Below are 14191 nucleotides of genomic sequence, written 5' to 3'. Positions count from 1 at the left end.
ACATGCCGATCACGACCGACATCGTCGGGGAACTCCGCTCCGGGGCCACCGTCGCCGACGTGCTGCGCGCCCAGCGCAGCGACCACGAACGGCACCGCTGGTCGCCCGACACCCTCTTCGCCGGCCGCCGCCTGTCCGGCCCGGGGGAGCGCGCGCGGACCGCCCTGCTCCGGCACCCGGCGTTCACGGCCCGGCCGTACGGCCCTCCTCCGGCCGTGGACGGCGCGCGGCTCGCCGACGAGATCGGCGGGACCAACCCGCTCGGCGCCGACGTGCTGCGCATCGCCGCCGCCTGGACGGCCCACCACTGGCCGACGGAGGAGGCCCGGCACGCGGCCGCCCTCGACCGCCTGGGGGAGATGGCCGGCATCGGCCGTCCCGGCGCCGGCGAGCCCCCCGGCACCTTCCCCACCGGTAACTACGCCCGGTTCTGCGCCCTTCGGGCCTGCGCGGCGGCCGACGCCCGCGGGGCGTACGAGGACGCGGCCCGTACGAGCGCCGATCCCCTCCTCCGCGACGTCTTCCACGCCCTCGCGCAGGACCGGGCGCGGCACCTCAGGTACTTCACCGCCTTCGCCAAGGCCCTGGTGGACTCCGGGGTCTACCCCGTCAAGGACGTGCTGTCGGTGGCCTACACCTGGCTCCGCCGCACCGGCGACGACGTGGTGCCGCCCGCGCGGAAGCCGGGCGGCGCGCTGTCCCTGGTCCGGGAGGCAACCGGCATCGAGATCCGGTCGTACGACGCCCTCAGGCGCGCCTGCTTCACCAGTCTCCGCACGAACGACGCGGACCGGATCCGCGCCGCGGCCGAACGGACCGGCTAGCGCGGCCGGACCCGGTCCGGCGGCGGGCCGGTGGGGTGGGCCAGGCGGCGCACCGCTCCGGGCCCGGGGGACGCGGTGCACCGGCCGGTCGTGTGACCGCGTGTCACGGCAGGCGTCCGCCGCGCCGTCCGACGCGTCCAAGTCACCGGGAACGGCCACGAACAGCGGGAGCGGGCAGCCCCTACGGCCCCGTGCGGCCGGGTCGGTCCGTGAGCAGGGGTGCCACGCGGGACAGGGTCTCCCGGACGTTCTCCTCCGTGATCACACGGCGTGCCTCCCGAGGTGTCAGCCAGCGCAGCGGTGCCCGCGGGTTCTCCGGGCGGGCCGCCCCGGGGACTCGGGTGGCCAGCACGAAGCGGATGTCGGCGTGTTCGTGCGCCGCCTCCCGGGCATGCGCCGGAACCGGCACGACCACCAGGTGCCGCACCCCGGCGTCCGGCCAGGGCACGAGGTCGGTGAGGCCCGTCTCCTCCCGCGCCTCGCGCAGGGCGATGGCGAGCGGGTCGGACTCGTCGGGGTCGGCGTGCCCGCCGACCAGCAGCCAGGACCGGTGCCGCTGGTGCCAGCGCAGCAGGACCCGGCCGCTCTCCTCGTGCACGACCAGCGCGGACCCGGTGATGTGCAGCGGGTTCGACCGCCGCCACGGGTCGCCCGCCGCGACGAGGGCGCGCACCCGCTCCACGTCCGCGCGTTCGGCGGGACCCTCCGGGCGGTGGCGGGCGAGGAGATCGAGGACCGCGTGCGGGGCTGTGACCACGCCCGGCATCCTAGCGGCGGGGTGCCGGAAGCCGTCTCGTGCGCGCCCGCCGGCCCCTCGACGGGCGCGCCGGGCCCGCCGGGAGCGGGCGTTGACCGCCGAACCGGCTGTCGATAGCCTCGCCCGGACATAATTTCGAACATATCACCGAAACTTTCGCTCCACGCCGCAGGCGCGGGCCTTGGCGGAAAGGACTCGATGTGCCGAGCGTGCCCGACGGCGGCAGCACCCCCGTGATCCCGGGCTTCCACCCCGATCCGAGCGTCTGCCGGGCCGGGGAGGACTACTACCTGGTCTGCTCCAGCTTCGAGTACTACCCCGGCATCCCGGTCTTCCACAGTCGCGACCTGGTGCACTGGACCCAGATCGGCAATGCCCTCGACCGGCCCGGCCAGTTGCGGCTGCCGCCCGGCGCGCCCTCCTCCGGCGGCCTCTACGCGCCGACGCTGCGGTACCACGACGGCCGCTTCTGGCTGATCGTGACGAACGTGAGCGGCGACGGGAACCTCCTCTTCACCGCCACCGACCCGGCCGGCCCCTGGTCCGATCCGGTCCGGCTGCCCGGGGTGCGGGGCATCGACCCGGACCTGGCCTGGGACGAGGAGGGCACCTGCTGGTGCACCGTCGCGGGCGTCAGCCAGGTCCGCATCGACCCCCGCACCGGGCAGACCCTCGGCGAGCCGCGGCGGCTGTGGTCGGGAACGCCCGGCGCCAAGGCCCCGGAGGCGCCGCACCTGTACCGCGTCGGCGCGTACTGGTACCTGTTCATCGCCGAGGGCGGCACCGAGCGCTGCCACGGGGTCTCGGTCGCCCGGTCCCGTACCCCCGACGGTCCGTTCGAGCCCTGCCCGGCCAACCCGGTGCTGACCCATCGCGGCACCGACCACCCCGTCCAGAACACCGGCCACGGGGACCTGGTGCGGGGACCCGACGGTTCCTGGTGGATGGTGTTCCTCGGCGTCAGGCCGCGCGGCGGCTCGCCCGGCTGGCACGTGCTCGGCCGGGAGACCTTCCTGGCCCCGGTGACCTGGGTCGACGACTGGCCGGTCGTCGGCGAGGTGGCGTCCGCCCTCGCCCCGCCCCCCTGGCCGCTCGGGACGCCCGCCGCCGCGCCGGTCCGGGACGACTTCGACGGCGGCGGCCTCGCCCCGGGCTGGATCTCGCCCCGCTTCCGGCACGAGGAGGACTGCACCACCGGGCGACGCGCCGGCTGGCTGAGCCTGCGGGCCCGCGGGCAGTCGCCGGACGACACCGACGTCACCTTCGTCGGCCGCCGCCAGCAGCACCTGTCCTGCCGGGCACGGACCCTGGTCGACCCGTCGGAGGGCAGCGGCGGACTCGCCGTCCGCCTGGACGAGCGGCACCACTACGAGATCGAGGCCACGGCGACCGAGGTGCGGGTCATCGCCCGGATCGGTCCCCTGCGCTCGGTCGTGGCGTCCCGCCCGTCGGCCGGCGGCCCGGTGGTGCTCGGCGTCGAGACGACCCCCGCCGAGGAGTTCACCGACCCGCGCGAGGGGCCCGACACCGTCGCGTTCGGCGTGCGGGAGACGGACGGCACCTTCACCGAACTCGCCCGGCTGGACGGCCGCTACCTCTCCACCGAGGTCGCCGGCGGCTTCACCGGCCGCGTGCTCGGCCTGTACGCCTCGGCGGGCACGGTCCACTTCGACTGGTTCGACTACGAGCCGTACGGGGGCTGAGGCGCGGCCGGGAAGGCGGTCGAGGAGGACGAGGAGGACGGAGCCGGGCGGCGGACTCCGGGAATACCGGCGCAGGGGTGGCGGTTAGCGATGCCGGTTGATGCGTCAACAAAAAGCGCGTCGCCCGCTCACCCAAGGGAGGAACCATGAGCGACACCTTCCTCGACTACCCGGCGACGGGCGGAGTCGCCCCGGACCGCTGGGCAAGCGCCCTGCACCTGTTCGACCAGGGACCCGGCGTCCCGCACGAGGAGACGACGGCGGAGCGCTGGGAGCGGGCCCTGCTGCTGTTCGACGCCAAGGACTACATCGGGGCGGCCAAGCTGCTCCCCGCCGTGGTCGAGGAGGTCCCCGAGCAGACCGCGCCCCGGCTGCTGCTGGCCCGCGCCTACTACCACTCGGCGCAGCTGCGGCGGGCCGAGGAGCAGCTGCGGCTGGTCGTCGACCGGGACCCGGTGGAGCACTACGCCCACCTGATGCTGGGCCGCACCCTGGAACGCCAGGGCCGCCACAAGGAGGCCGTGCCCTGGCTGCGCCTGGCCGCGGCCTTCGCCGGCGAGAGCCCCGCCGACGGCTGACGGCCCGCCGCCTCAGGAAGCCCCGGTGTGCCGCCGGGCGGGGAGCAACGCCTCGTCCCGGCGGCGCAGGATCTCGTCCACGGTCTGGTCCGCGCTCAGATCGGTGCTGTCCAGCCACAGGCCGATGCGCGGGGTCTCCTCGCGCAGCACGGTGTCGAGCTGGGCGGGTGTCCAACGGGAGCCGTAGGCGACCTTGCCCCGTCCGGACTCGCGCCGGCGCACGGCCTGGGCGTCGGGGGCCAGCACCACGAGCCGTACCGCCGGCTCCGGCAGGCACGACAGGAACCCTTGGAGATGGTCGCCGAGGATCACGTCCTCGACCACCGTGTGGAAGCCCTCCCGCAGATAGGACGCGGCCAGCAGGGCGGCGTGCCGGTGGCGCAGCCGCAGCTGGGCCAGCGCGCCCGCGGTGCGCTCGGCCGTCATCTCCCGGCGCCCGTTGCGCACCATCACCCGCAGGACGTCCCCCTCGACCAGCGCGCTGGGGGAGAGCCGGTCGGCGAGCAGCCGGGACACGGTCGACTTGCCGCTGGCGGAGACACCCGTCACGACGTACAGGTCTCGGTCGGGCGACTGGGGCATGGGGGTTCCTCGTCTCGCGGCGGCAGGGTGACTCGCGGTCCCCATACTCCGCCTCGCCGGGCGGTTCCGTCACGCGCCGAGCGCGTCGATCGCGCCCGGGCCGTGGCCGGCCGCCAGCAGGGGCGCGCGGATGTCGGTGCCGAGGTCGGGGAGGTAGCCGAGCAGGACGTCGGCCGGGCCCTCGATCCGCAGCCGGCCCAGCGCGGCGGGCAGCAGCAGGCTCTCGGCCCGGCCCAGCCGCTCCCGGCCCCCGGGGGTGGTGACGGTGACGGGCGCCCCGGCGTTGCTGAGGACCCTCGCGCCGGAGAACGCGTGCACCAGCGGCGCCGCGGTGCCGGCCCGCCACCGCTCCAGCGCGAAGTGGGGTCCGGCGCACAGCACGGTGCGTTCCACCCCGTCGTCGACCGGCACGCTCAGCCCGGATCGGAAGTCGGGGCGCGGCTCGGGCCGCCACTCCTGGAGGAGCCGTTCGAGGTTGGCGTGCCACTCCCGGTCCGGGACGGGGGAGCCGTCCTCCATCCGGTGGCGCATGGCGTGCTGCTGGATGTCGGAGGTCTGCTCGATCTCGTAGACCAGCGTGCCGGGGCCGAAGCTGTGCAGGGTGCCGCCGGGCACGTAGAGCGTCTGCCCGGCGCGCACCGGCAGGCGGCGCAGGACGGCGTCGAAGTCCTGCGCCAGCAGCGCCCGGTGGAGCCGCTCGCGGTCGACGCCGCGCCGGACACCCGCCAGGGCGGTGGCCCCGGGGGCCGCTTCCAGGATGTGCCACGCCTCGGTCTTGCCGTTGGGCGCGCCCTCGACCCGGCGGGCGGTCTCGTCGTCGGCGTGCAGATGCACCGGGAGCGGCCCGGTGGCGTCGATGAACTTCGTCAGCACGGGGAACCGGTCACCGCGCCGGCCGCGGCCGAGCAGGTCCTCGGGGTGCTCCCGCACCAGAGCGCGCAGCGAGGACCCGGCCAGCGGCCCCTCGGTCACCACCGCGCCCTCGCCGTCCACGTCGCTGACCTCCCAGGTCTCGGCGACCGGACCCGGGGGCAGCCCCGCGCGTCCCCACCGTCCGGCGAGCACGTGCCCGCCGAACACGTGCTGCTTGACCGGCGTCGTCAGGCGCAGCGGATACCAGTCCATGGGCTCCCCTCCCCGTGTCGGCCGGGCGTGCTCCGCTGCGGGGTTCCCGCCGGGCCGGTCGGCAAACCGGGGCAAAGGGTTCACGGTGCGGGGGACCGGTGACCGGGGCGCGGGCGGGAACCGGCCCGCGGCACACGTCGTGCCGCTCCCGGGCGGCGCGGGCGCCCCGGCCGAGGCGTGCCGGGCCGCGAGGCTCGGCGCCCGCGCCGGTGACCGGCGGCCGTCGCGGGCGCCGGGGGCCGGGGTGCCTCGTGGGCCGGGCGTGCGTCGGGCAGTCGGCGCGGGTCCGGCCGGCTATGCCTTCCCCGCTCCGGCCGGCTATGCCTTTCCCGCTCCCGGCGCGGCCGGTACGACGCGGGTGCCGGGCGCGGTGGTCCGGCCGGGCAGGGTGAGGAAGGCGGTCAGGCCGGCGCTCGCCAGATACAGCCCGGCGAAGATCCACATCACGCCCTCGACGCCGAGCGGCCCGAGGAAGAGCCCGACCACGGCCGGGCCGACGAACGTGCTGGCGCCCGCGCCGAGATTGAGCGCGGACATCGCCTGGCCCTTGTGGTCCGGCGCCAGCGAGGGCATGAGCGCGGACAGCGGCACATAGCCCGCGAGGGTGGCGCCGAAGAGGCCCACCAGCACCATGGCCGTCGGGAAGTCGTCGCCGGCGGCCGCGGTGCCGTAGTAGAGCAGGAGCGTGGTCACCGCGCAGCCCACCCCGCCGAACCAGGCGACGGTGCGCTGCCAGCCGATGCGGTCGCCGACGAGGCCGAAGAGCAGGTTGAAGAAGATGTTGGTGGCGAACATCGCCGCGAGCAGCCGCAGCCACTCGGTCAGGGAGAAGCCCAGCGTGTCGGTGAAGAACACCGGCAGGAAGACCAGGAAGCCGAACTGCGCGGCGGTGTTGACGGTGCGGACCACCGCGCCGGCGCCGATGCGCGGCTCGCGCCAGACGATGGAGAGCGAGCCGAGCAGCGTGGCCACCGGACGCTCGCCGGGCGGCGCCAGCCGCTGCCCGCCCGTCGGCTCGCGCACCAGGAGCAGCGCGACCAGCCCGCCCGCGACGACCAGCACCAGCGCGAACCACAGCGTGCGGTAGGTGCCCAGCCACGGCACCGTGAAGCTGGCGACGAGCGAGCCGAGGGTGGGCAGCCCGCCGGTGAAGGCGAACCAGAACCAGCCCACGGCCGAGCCCAGCCGGCGCCGGGGCGTCACCGCCGTCACCCACACCAGGAAGCCGTAGGCGAACAGCGGATAGCCGAAACCGCGCAGGCCGTAGGTGACGACCAGCAGGACGTAGTGGTGCGTGGGGACCGCGAGGCCCAGGAAGGCCACCTGGAGCGCGGACCAGATGCCGAGGCCCAGCAGCATCACCCGGCGCGGCCCCCACAGGTCGGACAGGGCCCCGGAGAACCACGCCGACACGCTGGCCGTGACGCCGTAGACGGTGAACAGCAGCGCCACCCGGTCCTTGGAGATTCCCTCGTCCAGCAGATAGGGCGAGAGGAAACCCGATTCGACCCCGTCACCGATCATGAAGATCAGGACACCGAGAAATCCCCAGGAGAGGGCCTTCGGAATGCCGACGCGGTCCAGGACTCCACGGGGAGCGGTCTCCCCGGGGGCGACCGGGGGATTCGGGGGGACGGTCACGGACGCCACCTTCTCGGGAAAAGGGGGACAGCGGAGTGCCGTACGGCGTGGCACCGATGAAAGGTCCGCCCGAGGACGGGGTCAATCCGTCGGGAGGAACACCACGCGGGCCCTGTGACGGCCGGTGTGAGGTCGTGGCGCGGGCGACCCGGTGACGGGACCGTCGGCCCAGGTCACGTGCGCGTGCGCGGTCCGGTGCGCCGGAGCGCGCCGAGTGAGGACCGTGTGATGTTCACGCGGCGTCGTGCGGGCCGGGCGGCTCGGGGGCGGGGCCGACCGTACGGACCTGCGCCCCGCCCTCCCGCAGCCGCCGTATCTCCGCCGCCGGGGCCGCGTCGTCGACGAGCACCAGGTCGAAGTCGGTGAGCGGCGCGAGCGCGTACAGCCCCTGGTGGGCGAACTTGGTGTGGTCGATGATCAGGACGCGGCGCGCGGCGACCGCCATCATCGCCTGCTTGACCTGCACCGTCTCGGGCGACATGTGGTAGCAGCGGCCCCCGGTGACCGCCGTGGTGGACATGAACAGCACATCCGCGCGGAACGCCTGCACGCTCTGCGCCGTGTGCGCGCCCATGAACGCGTCGTAGGCCGGGAAGTAGGTGCCGCCCAGGGCGATCAGGGCCACGCCGGGCTCGTGGGCCAGCGCGGAGACGACCGGCAGCGAGTTGCTGATCACGGTGACGGGGGTGTGGTCCGGCAGGTGCCGCACCAGGTGCAGACAGGTCGTGGAGTCGTCGATCATCACGACCTGCCCGGGCGCCAGCTCCCCGGCGGCGGCCCGCGCCAGGGACTGCTTCGCCCGCACCATCGTCGTCAGGCGCTCCCCGGTGCTGCCGTGGAACTGCGTCGAGGGCAGACAGCTCGCCCCGCCGCGCACCTTGCGCAGCCAGCCCTGCGCCTGGAGGGCGTCCAGGTCGCGGTGGACGGTCATCACGCTCACCCCGAACTCGGCCGCGAGATCGGCGGTCCGCACGAACCCCCGGTCCGTGACGAGGGCGCGCAGCCGGCCGCGGCGCTCCTCCCGGGCGTCCGTACGGGCGTCCACACCGGCCATGGCAGCCGCTCCTCTCCCGGGCCCGGGCCCCCGGCCGGCGGCGTGGCCGCGCAGCGGCGCGTGAGAATCCCACACGAACGTAACACGGCGCGGGCGGCCGGTGACCTGGCCGGTGTCCGCGCGAGCGGCGCACCGGCCGGGGCCCGCGCCCGGACCGGCGGGGAACGTCACACGGCGTCCGCGTCCGGCCGCGGGATAAAGCCCGGGGCCGATTGACGGCCGCTCCGAGGCCGCGTTTACCTGATGTCCGCGAGCCGCACACGGCCGGACCCCTGGTCCGGCGGACCTGGTCCGTGGGCGCGGCCTTCGGCGAAAGGGCAGGTGTTCGCGGTCATGGCGGTCCTCACCATCGACGTCGGAACCTCGGTCGTGAAATCCGTCGTCTTCGACGACCAGGGCCGGGAGCTGGCGGTCTGCCGCGCCGTCAGCGAGGTGCTGCGGCCCCGCCCCGGCTGGGCGGAGCAGGACATGGACGCCGTGTGGCACGGGGTCGTGCGCACCGCGCGCGACGCCCTGTCCCGGCCCGCCCCCGGACGGGATCCGGTGCGGCTGGTGAGCTTCACCGCCCAGGGCGACGGCTGCTGGCTCGTGGACGGCGCGGGCCGCCCCACCGGACCGGCGATCCTGTGGTCCGACGGACGCGCCGGCGACCTGCTCACCCGCTGGCAGGCCGACGGAGTCCTGGACCGCGCCTTCCGCCGCAACGGCTCGCTCACGTGCAGCGGCATGCCCAACGCGGTGCTCGCCTGGCTCGCCCGGCACGACCCGGAGCGGCTGCGGCGCTCCCGCACCGCCCTGACGGCGGCGGGCTGGCTGTTCCGGAAGTTCACCGGCGTCACCGCCGTGGACGCCTCCGACGCCTCCGCGCCCTTCCTCGACCACGCCACCGGCGCCTACGACCCGGCGCTCCTCGACCTGTTCGGCCTGGCCTGGGCCGAGCCGCTGCTGCCGCGCGTCCTCGGCGAACACGAGCGGGTCGCGGGGATCACCCGCCGGGCCGCCGACGAACTCGGGCTGCCCGCCGGCCTGCCCGTCGTCATGGCCCCCTACGACATCGCCGCCACCGCGCGCGGCGCCGGGGCCGTCGAACCCGGCCAGGCGTGCGCCATCCTCGGCACCACCCTGTGCACCGAGATCGTCACCCGCGCACCCGACACCGGCGGCGAACCGTGCGGCGTCAACATCGCCTACGACGGCGAACGGATCCTGCGCGCCTTCCCCACCCTCGCCGGCACCGAGGTCCTCGACTGGGCCTGCCGCACCCTGGGCGTCCCCGGCCCCGCCCGCCTCGGCCGGCTCGCCTTCGGCGGCGAACCCGGCGCGGGCGGGCTGGCGTTCCTGCCGTACCTCTCGCCCGCCGGCGAACGCGCCCCCTTCCTCGACCCCCGGGCCCGCGGCGTGTTCTTCGGCCTCTCCCTCGACCACACGCCCGCCCACGTCGCCCGCGCGGTCTTCGAGGGCCTGTCCCTCGTCGTCCGCGACTGCCTCGCCGCCTGCGGGACCGGCGTCCACGAACTGCGCCTGTGCGGCGGCGGCGCCGCCAGCGACGGCTGGTGCCAACTCATCGCGGACGTCACCGGGGTGCCGACGGCCCGCTCCACCGACACCGAACCCGGCGCCAAGGGCGCGTTCCTGACCGGGCTCGTCCGCACCGGGGCGGAGCGCGGCGTCCGCGAGGCCGCCGCCAAGTACGTCCGCATGGGGGCGAGCTGGGCGCCCGACCCGGCCCGCGCCGCCCTCTACGACGGCCTCCACGACACCTGCCTCACCTGGCGCGCCGCCGCCCGCTCCCTCGGCTGGGCCCCCGCGTCCGCACCCGCCGCCGTCCCCGCCCCGGAGCTGCCGCATGTCTGACGCACTGTCCCCCGACGCCGTCCACGTCGGACTCGACCTCGGCACCCAGGGCGCCCGCGCGGTCGCCGTGGACGGCACCGGCCGGCTGCTGGGCGCCGCCTCGCGCCCGCTGACCGGCCGCCGCACCGGCGTACGCCATGAACAGGACCCCGGGCTGTGGTGGTCCGCGCTCGCCGCCGCCTGCCGCGAGGCGCTCACCGGGATCGACCCGCGCCGGGTACGGGGCCTGGCCGTGGACGCCACCTCCGGCACCGTGCTGCTGACCGACCCGGCGGGCGTCCCGCTCACCCCGGGGCTGATGTACGACGACCGCCGGGCCGACGCCTACACCGACCGCGTGAACACCCTCGGCGGACCCGTGTGGGACCGGCTCGGCTACCGCGCCATGCAGCCCTCCTGGGCGCTGCCCAAGCTGCTGTGGCTGCTGGACGACACGGACCGGCCGGCGGGCGCGCGACTGCTGCACCAGGCCGACTTCCTCACCTGGCGGCTGGCCGGGCACCAGGTCCCGAGCGACGCCAGCCACGCCCTGAAGACCGGCTACGACCTGATCGCCGAACGCTGGCCCGAGGCCGAACTCGACGCCCTCGGCGTCCCGGCCGGGCTGCTGCCCGACGTCGTGCGGCCCGGCACCGTCATCGGCACCGTGTGCGCCGCCGCGGCCGAGACCACCGGCATCCCCGCCGGCACGCCGATCACCGCGGGCATGACCGACGGCTGCGCCGCGCAGATCGGCGCCGGCACGCTCACCCCGGGCGCCTGGAACTCCGTACTGGGCACCACCCTGGTCCTCAAGGGGACCAGCCGGCACCTCGTCCGCGACCCCGGCGGCGTCGTCTACTGCCACCGCGGCCCCGACGGCACCTGGCTGCCCGGCGGCGCCTCCGGCAGCGGCGCCGGCGTCCTCGCCCGGCGCTTTCCCGGCGCCCGCCCCCGCGACCTCGACGCGCTCACCGCACGGGCCGCCGCGACCGGCTCCACCGCCGTCGTCTACCCGCTGGCCGGCCCGGGCGGCGAACGCTTCCCCTTCCGCGCCCCGGACGCCGTCCCCTTCACCCTCGGCCGGCCCCGCGGCGACGCCGAGGAGTTCCACGCCTGCCTGCTCGGCGTGGCCCTGGTCGAACGGCTCTGCCTCGACTACCTCGACCACCTCGGCGCCCCCGTCACCGGCCCGCTCACCTTCACCGGCGGCGGCGCCCGCAACCGCTACTGGACCCGGCTGCGCGCCGATGTCCTCGGCCGCCCCGTCCGCCTCCCCGAGCACGCCGAGAGCGCTCTCGGCATGGCGGTGCTCGCCGCCACCGCCTCCGGCGCCACGCTGCGGGACGCCGCGGGCAGCATGGTGCGGCCGGGCGCGCAGGTCCGCCCCGACCCCGCCCGCACCGCCCGTCTGCTCCCCGTCTACCTCGATTTCGTCGACGCGCTGGCCCGCCGCGGCTGGCTGCCGCCGGCCGTGGCCGGCCACGCGCGCGGAAAGGCCCGGCCGTGACCGACTTCCTGCTCGTGCGCCACGGGGAGACCGTGTGGCACGCCGACAACCGCTACGCCGGCCGCACCGACGTCCCGCTCACCGAGCTGGGCCGCCGGCAGGCCGCCGAACTCGGTGCCTGGGCCGCCGGGCAGCACCTGGACGCCGTCCTGTGCTCACCGCTCACCCGGGCCCGGCTCACCGCAGGACCCGCCGCGACCGCCCTCGGCCTCACCCCCTGGGTGGACGAGCGCCTGTGCGAGGTGGACTTCGGCCGCGGCGACGGACTCACCCGCGCGGAGATGGCCGACGCGTTCCCCGAGGAACTCGCCGCCTTCCTCGCCGACCCGGTCGCCCACCACCTGCCCGGCGGCGAGGACCCCGCCGCCGCGGCCGGCCGCGCGATCGACTGCCTGGAGGAGACCGCGCACAAACTCCCCGACGGCCGCGTCCTCGTCGTGGCCCACTCCACCCTGCTGCGCCTCGTGCTGTGCGCGCTCCTCGGCATCCCCCTCGCCCGCTACCGCCGGGTCTTCCCCATCCTGCGCAACGGCGCGCTCACCGAACTGCGGCTGCGCGACGGCCAGGCCGCGCTGCTCCGCCTCAACGCCCCCGTCCGCTGAACCCCCACCCCCTTCCGGGAGAACCACCGTGCCCACCACCGTCCTCGCCGCAGGCGACCACTTCGTCCTGCCGCACCTGCTGGAACAGGAACTGCGCGCCGCCGTGCCGCCCGGCACCGAACTGGACGTCCGCCGGCACCGGCTGCCGTGGCCGCACACGCCGTTCGGCAAGGTCGCCGAGGTCGACGAGGCATCGGGCAGCGAGGAGGAGATGATCGAGGCGCTGCGCGGCGCCCGGATCTGCGTCACCCAGATGGGCCCGCTCACCGACCGGGTACTGGCCGCCTGCCCCGACCTGGAGCTGTTCTGCGTCGGCCGGGGCGGCCCGGTCAACGCCAACCTGGAGGCCGCGACCCGGCACGGCGTCGCCGTCTGCTACGCCCCCGGGCGCAACGCCGTCGCCACCGCCGAGCACGCCCTCGCGCTGATCCTCGCCGCCGCCCGGGGCATCGCCGACGTGCACAGCGACCTCAAACGGGGCGTGTGGCGCGGCGACCACTACGACTACACGCGCTGCGGCGTGGAGATCGACGGCTCGGTCGTGGGCCTGGTCGGTTTCGGCGCCGTCGGCTCGCGCGTCGCCCGGGTCCTGCACGCCATGGGCGCCACGGTCCTCGTCCACGACCCCTACGTGCGCCCGGAGGCGGTGGGGGACATCGCCCGGCTGGTGTCCCTGGACGAACTGCTGGACCGCTCCCGGATCGTCTCCCTGCACGCCCGCGTGACCGAGGAGACCCGCGGCATGATCGGCCGGGCCCGGATCGGCGCCATGCCGCGCGGCGCGGTCCTCGTCAACTGCGCCCGGGGCGCCCTGGCCGACTACGACGCGGTGTGCGACGCGCTCGAGTCGGGACACCTCGCCGCCGCCGGGTTCGACGTGTTCCCCACCGAGCCGGTACCGGCCCGCTCCCGTCTGCTGTCCACCCCGGGGATCGTCCTCACCCCGCACATCGCCGGCGCCAGCCGCGAGGTCGCCCACAAGGCGGCCCGGATCACCGCCGCCGAGGCCGCCCGCTTCCTGCGCGGCGAACCACCGGCCCACTGCGCCAACCCGGAGGCCCTGACCCGCCGTCACCGCCGGTAGGACACGGCCAGTTCGCTGAGGTACCGCTTGGTCACCCGGCCGCCGTACCGCCCGTCGGCCAGGGCCGCGACACAGTCGAGCAGCCCCCGCAGGGCGGCCGCCGGCAGCGCCCGGTGACCGGAGTAGGTGCGCAGCACGTCCAGGTACTCCGCCGTGGTGTAGGTGATGTCCCGCTCGTGGCGGCGGAAGACCGTGGGACCGAACCGGCCGCTGCGCTCCACCTCCGCCGCGTGGTCCGAGCCGTCGACATCGGCGGCCTCGACAGGCGGCAGCCCGGGCGGGGTGTCCGGGTCGAAGCGCTCGTAACAGCGCTGGACCTCGGCGAAGAACTCCTCGGTGCCGCCCCGCACGTGCTGGGTGCGCACCACGGCGAGGGCCCCGCCCGGGCGCAGCGCGTCGGCGGCCCTGCCCATCCGCACCGCCGGGTCGATCCAGTGGAACGCCGTCGCCGAGACCACCGCGTCGAACGGCTCCGCCGGCAGCGGCCAGCGCTCGAACCGCGCCGTCACCACCTCCACCGCCGGGAACGCGGCCAGCTTGCGGCGGGCGACGGCGGCCATGCGCGGCCCCGCGTCCAGCGCCGTGATCCGGCAGCCCCGCGCGGCCAGCGGCACCGTCGCCTGCCCGGTCCCGCAGCCCACCTCCAGCACCCGGCTGCCGCCGCGGACGCCCGCCAGCTCCGCGAGGTCGTCGTACAGCCCGGACGGATACCCGGGCCTGGCCCGGTCGTACAGCTCCGCGTCCTCGTCGAACGTCCGGCCCAACCGCGCCCGCCGGGACTCCTCGGGCCGGTCGTCACGTCGCGCGCGGGCGGGGTCGTCGGGCATGGGGTGCAGGGTAGGCGATCGGGCCGCGGGGCCGGTACCGGGCGTCCCGGGGGCAGGCGGTTGCGCGGCTC

At 75.9% G+C, this 14191-nt stretch carries 13 protein-coding genes; 7 read left to right on the top strand and 6 right to left on the bottom strand.

The window, feature by feature from the left end:
- The first annotated feature begins 2 nt into the window (after positions 1-2).
- Entirely contained in the window at positions 3-824 is an 822-nt protein-coding gene (locus ACZ63H_RS29200) for a hypothetical protein (RefSeq protein ID WP_469870097.1), read from the top strand.
- A gap of 181 nt (positions 825-1005) precedes the next feature.
- Here ACZ63H_RS29200 and ACZ63H_RS29195 read toward each other — a convergent pair whose 3' ends face one another.
- The gene (locus tag ACZ63H_RS29195) at positions 1006-1581 is read right to left on the bottom strand and encodes an NUDIX hydrolase (RefSeq protein WP_469870095.1); all 576 of its coding nucleotides are present in this window, start codon (positions 1579-1581) and stop codon (positions 1006-1008) included.
- Positions 1582-1781: 200 nt separating this feature from the next.
- Between ACZ63H_RS29195 and ACZ63H_RS29190 the strand changes: the two genes are divergently transcribed.
- Both ACZ63H_RS29190 and ACZ63H_RS29185 read left to right on the top strand, forming a co-directional pair.
- The gene (locus ACZ63H_RS29190; protein WP_469870093.1) at positions 1782-3284 is read left to right on the top strand and encodes a glycoside hydrolase family 43 protein; all 1503 of its coding nucleotides are present in this window, start codon (positions 1782-1784) and stop codon (positions 3282-3284) included.
- Positions 3285-3430: 146 nt separating this feature from the next.
- Positions 3431-3862 carry a tetratricopeptide repeat protein gene (locus ACZ63H_RS29185; RefSeq protein ID WP_469870091.1) on the top strand — a complete coding sequence of 144 codons (432 nt, stop codon included), beginning with the start codon at positions 3431-3433 and terminating at the stop codon, positions 3860-3862.
- 12 nt (positions 3863-3874) lie between these two features.
- On the opposite strand, the gene ACZ63H_RS29180 is transcribed toward ACZ63H_RS29185, so the two are convergent.
- The 4 genes from ACZ63H_RS29180 to ACZ63H_RS29165 all read right to left on the bottom strand — a co-directional run bounded on the left by ACZ63H_RS29180 (position 3875) and on the right by ACZ63H_RS29165 (position 8264).
- The gene (locus ACZ63H_RS29180; RefSeq protein ID WP_469870090.1) at positions 3875-4444 is read right to left on the bottom strand and encodes an AAA family ATPase; all 570 of its coding nucleotides are present in this window, start codon (positions 4442-4444) and stop codon (positions 3875-3877) included.
- Positions 4445-4513: 69 nt separating this feature from the next.
- Entirely contained in the window at positions 4514-5569 is a 1056-nt protein-coding gene (locus ACZ63H_RS29175) for a class I mannose-6-phosphate isomerase (RefSeq protein WP_469870089.1), read from the bottom strand.
- A gap of 318 nt (positions 5570-5887) precedes the next feature.
- Positions 5888-7210, bottom strand: a complete 1323-nt coding sequence (locus tag ACZ63H_RS29170; protein ID WP_469870088.1) for an MFS transporter — start codon at positions 7208-7210, stop codon at positions 5888-5890.
- A 232-nt stretch (positions 7211-7442) separates the two neighbouring features.
- Complete coding sequence (locus ACZ63H_RS29165) at positions 7443-8264, bottom strand: DeoR/GlpR family DNA-binding transcription regulator (protein WP_469870087.1); 822 nt, start codon at positions 8262-8264, stop codon at positions 7443-7445.
- A gap of 333 nt (positions 8265-8597) precedes the next feature.
- Here ACZ63H_RS29165 and ACZ63H_RS29160 point away from each other — a divergent pair, with 333 nt between their 5' ends.
- Genes ACZ63H_RS29160 through ACZ63H_RS29145 form a run of 4 tightly spaced genes read left to right on the top strand, consistent with a single transcriptional unit; the run spans position 8598 to position 13293 of the window.
- Entirely contained in the window at positions 8598-10118 is a 1521-nt protein-coding gene (locus ACZ63H_RS29160) for an FGGY family carbohydrate kinase (RefSeq protein ID WP_469870086.1), read from the top strand.
- Positions 10111-11607 carry an FGGY-family carbohydrate kinase gene (locus ACZ63H_RS29155; protein WP_469870084.1) on the top strand — a complete coding sequence of 499 codons (1497 nt, stop codon included), beginning with the start codon at positions 10111-10113 and terminating at the stop codon, positions 11605-11607. Before ACZ63H_RS29160 ends, ACZ63H_RS29155 begins: the two co-directional genes overlap by 8 nt.
- The gene (locus ACZ63H_RS29150) at positions 11604-12209 is read left to right on the top strand and encodes a histidine phosphatase family protein (RefSeq protein WP_469870082.1); all 606 of its coding nucleotides are present in this window, start codon (positions 11604-11606) and stop codon (positions 12207-12209) included. The genes ACZ63H_RS29155 and ACZ63H_RS29150 overlap by 4 nt, the downstream gene beginning before the upstream one ends.
- Positions 12210-12237: 28 nt before the next feature.
- Complete coding sequence (locus ACZ63H_RS29145) at positions 12238-13293, top strand: 2-hydroxyacid dehydrogenase (RefSeq protein WP_469870080.1); 1056 nt, start codon at positions 12238-12240, stop codon at positions 13291-13293.
- Here ACZ63H_RS29145 and ACZ63H_RS29140 read toward each other — a convergent pair.
- A complete protein-coding gene (locus ACZ63H_RS29140) occupies positions 13281-14120 on the bottom strand; it encodes a class I SAM-dependent methyltransferase (RefSeq protein ID WP_469870078.1) in 840 nt (279 codons plus the stop codon). The two genes, ACZ63H_RS29145 and ACZ63H_RS29140, sit on opposite strands and share 13 nt — an antisense overlap.
- Positions 14121-14191 lie beyond the last annotated feature (71 nt).

It is taken from the genome of Streptomyces sp. NPDC104831 (assembly GCF_055583025.1).
The sequence above is the reverse complement of the archived record's forward strand: the minus strand, read 5'-3'. Positions and strand labels throughout refer to the sequence as shown.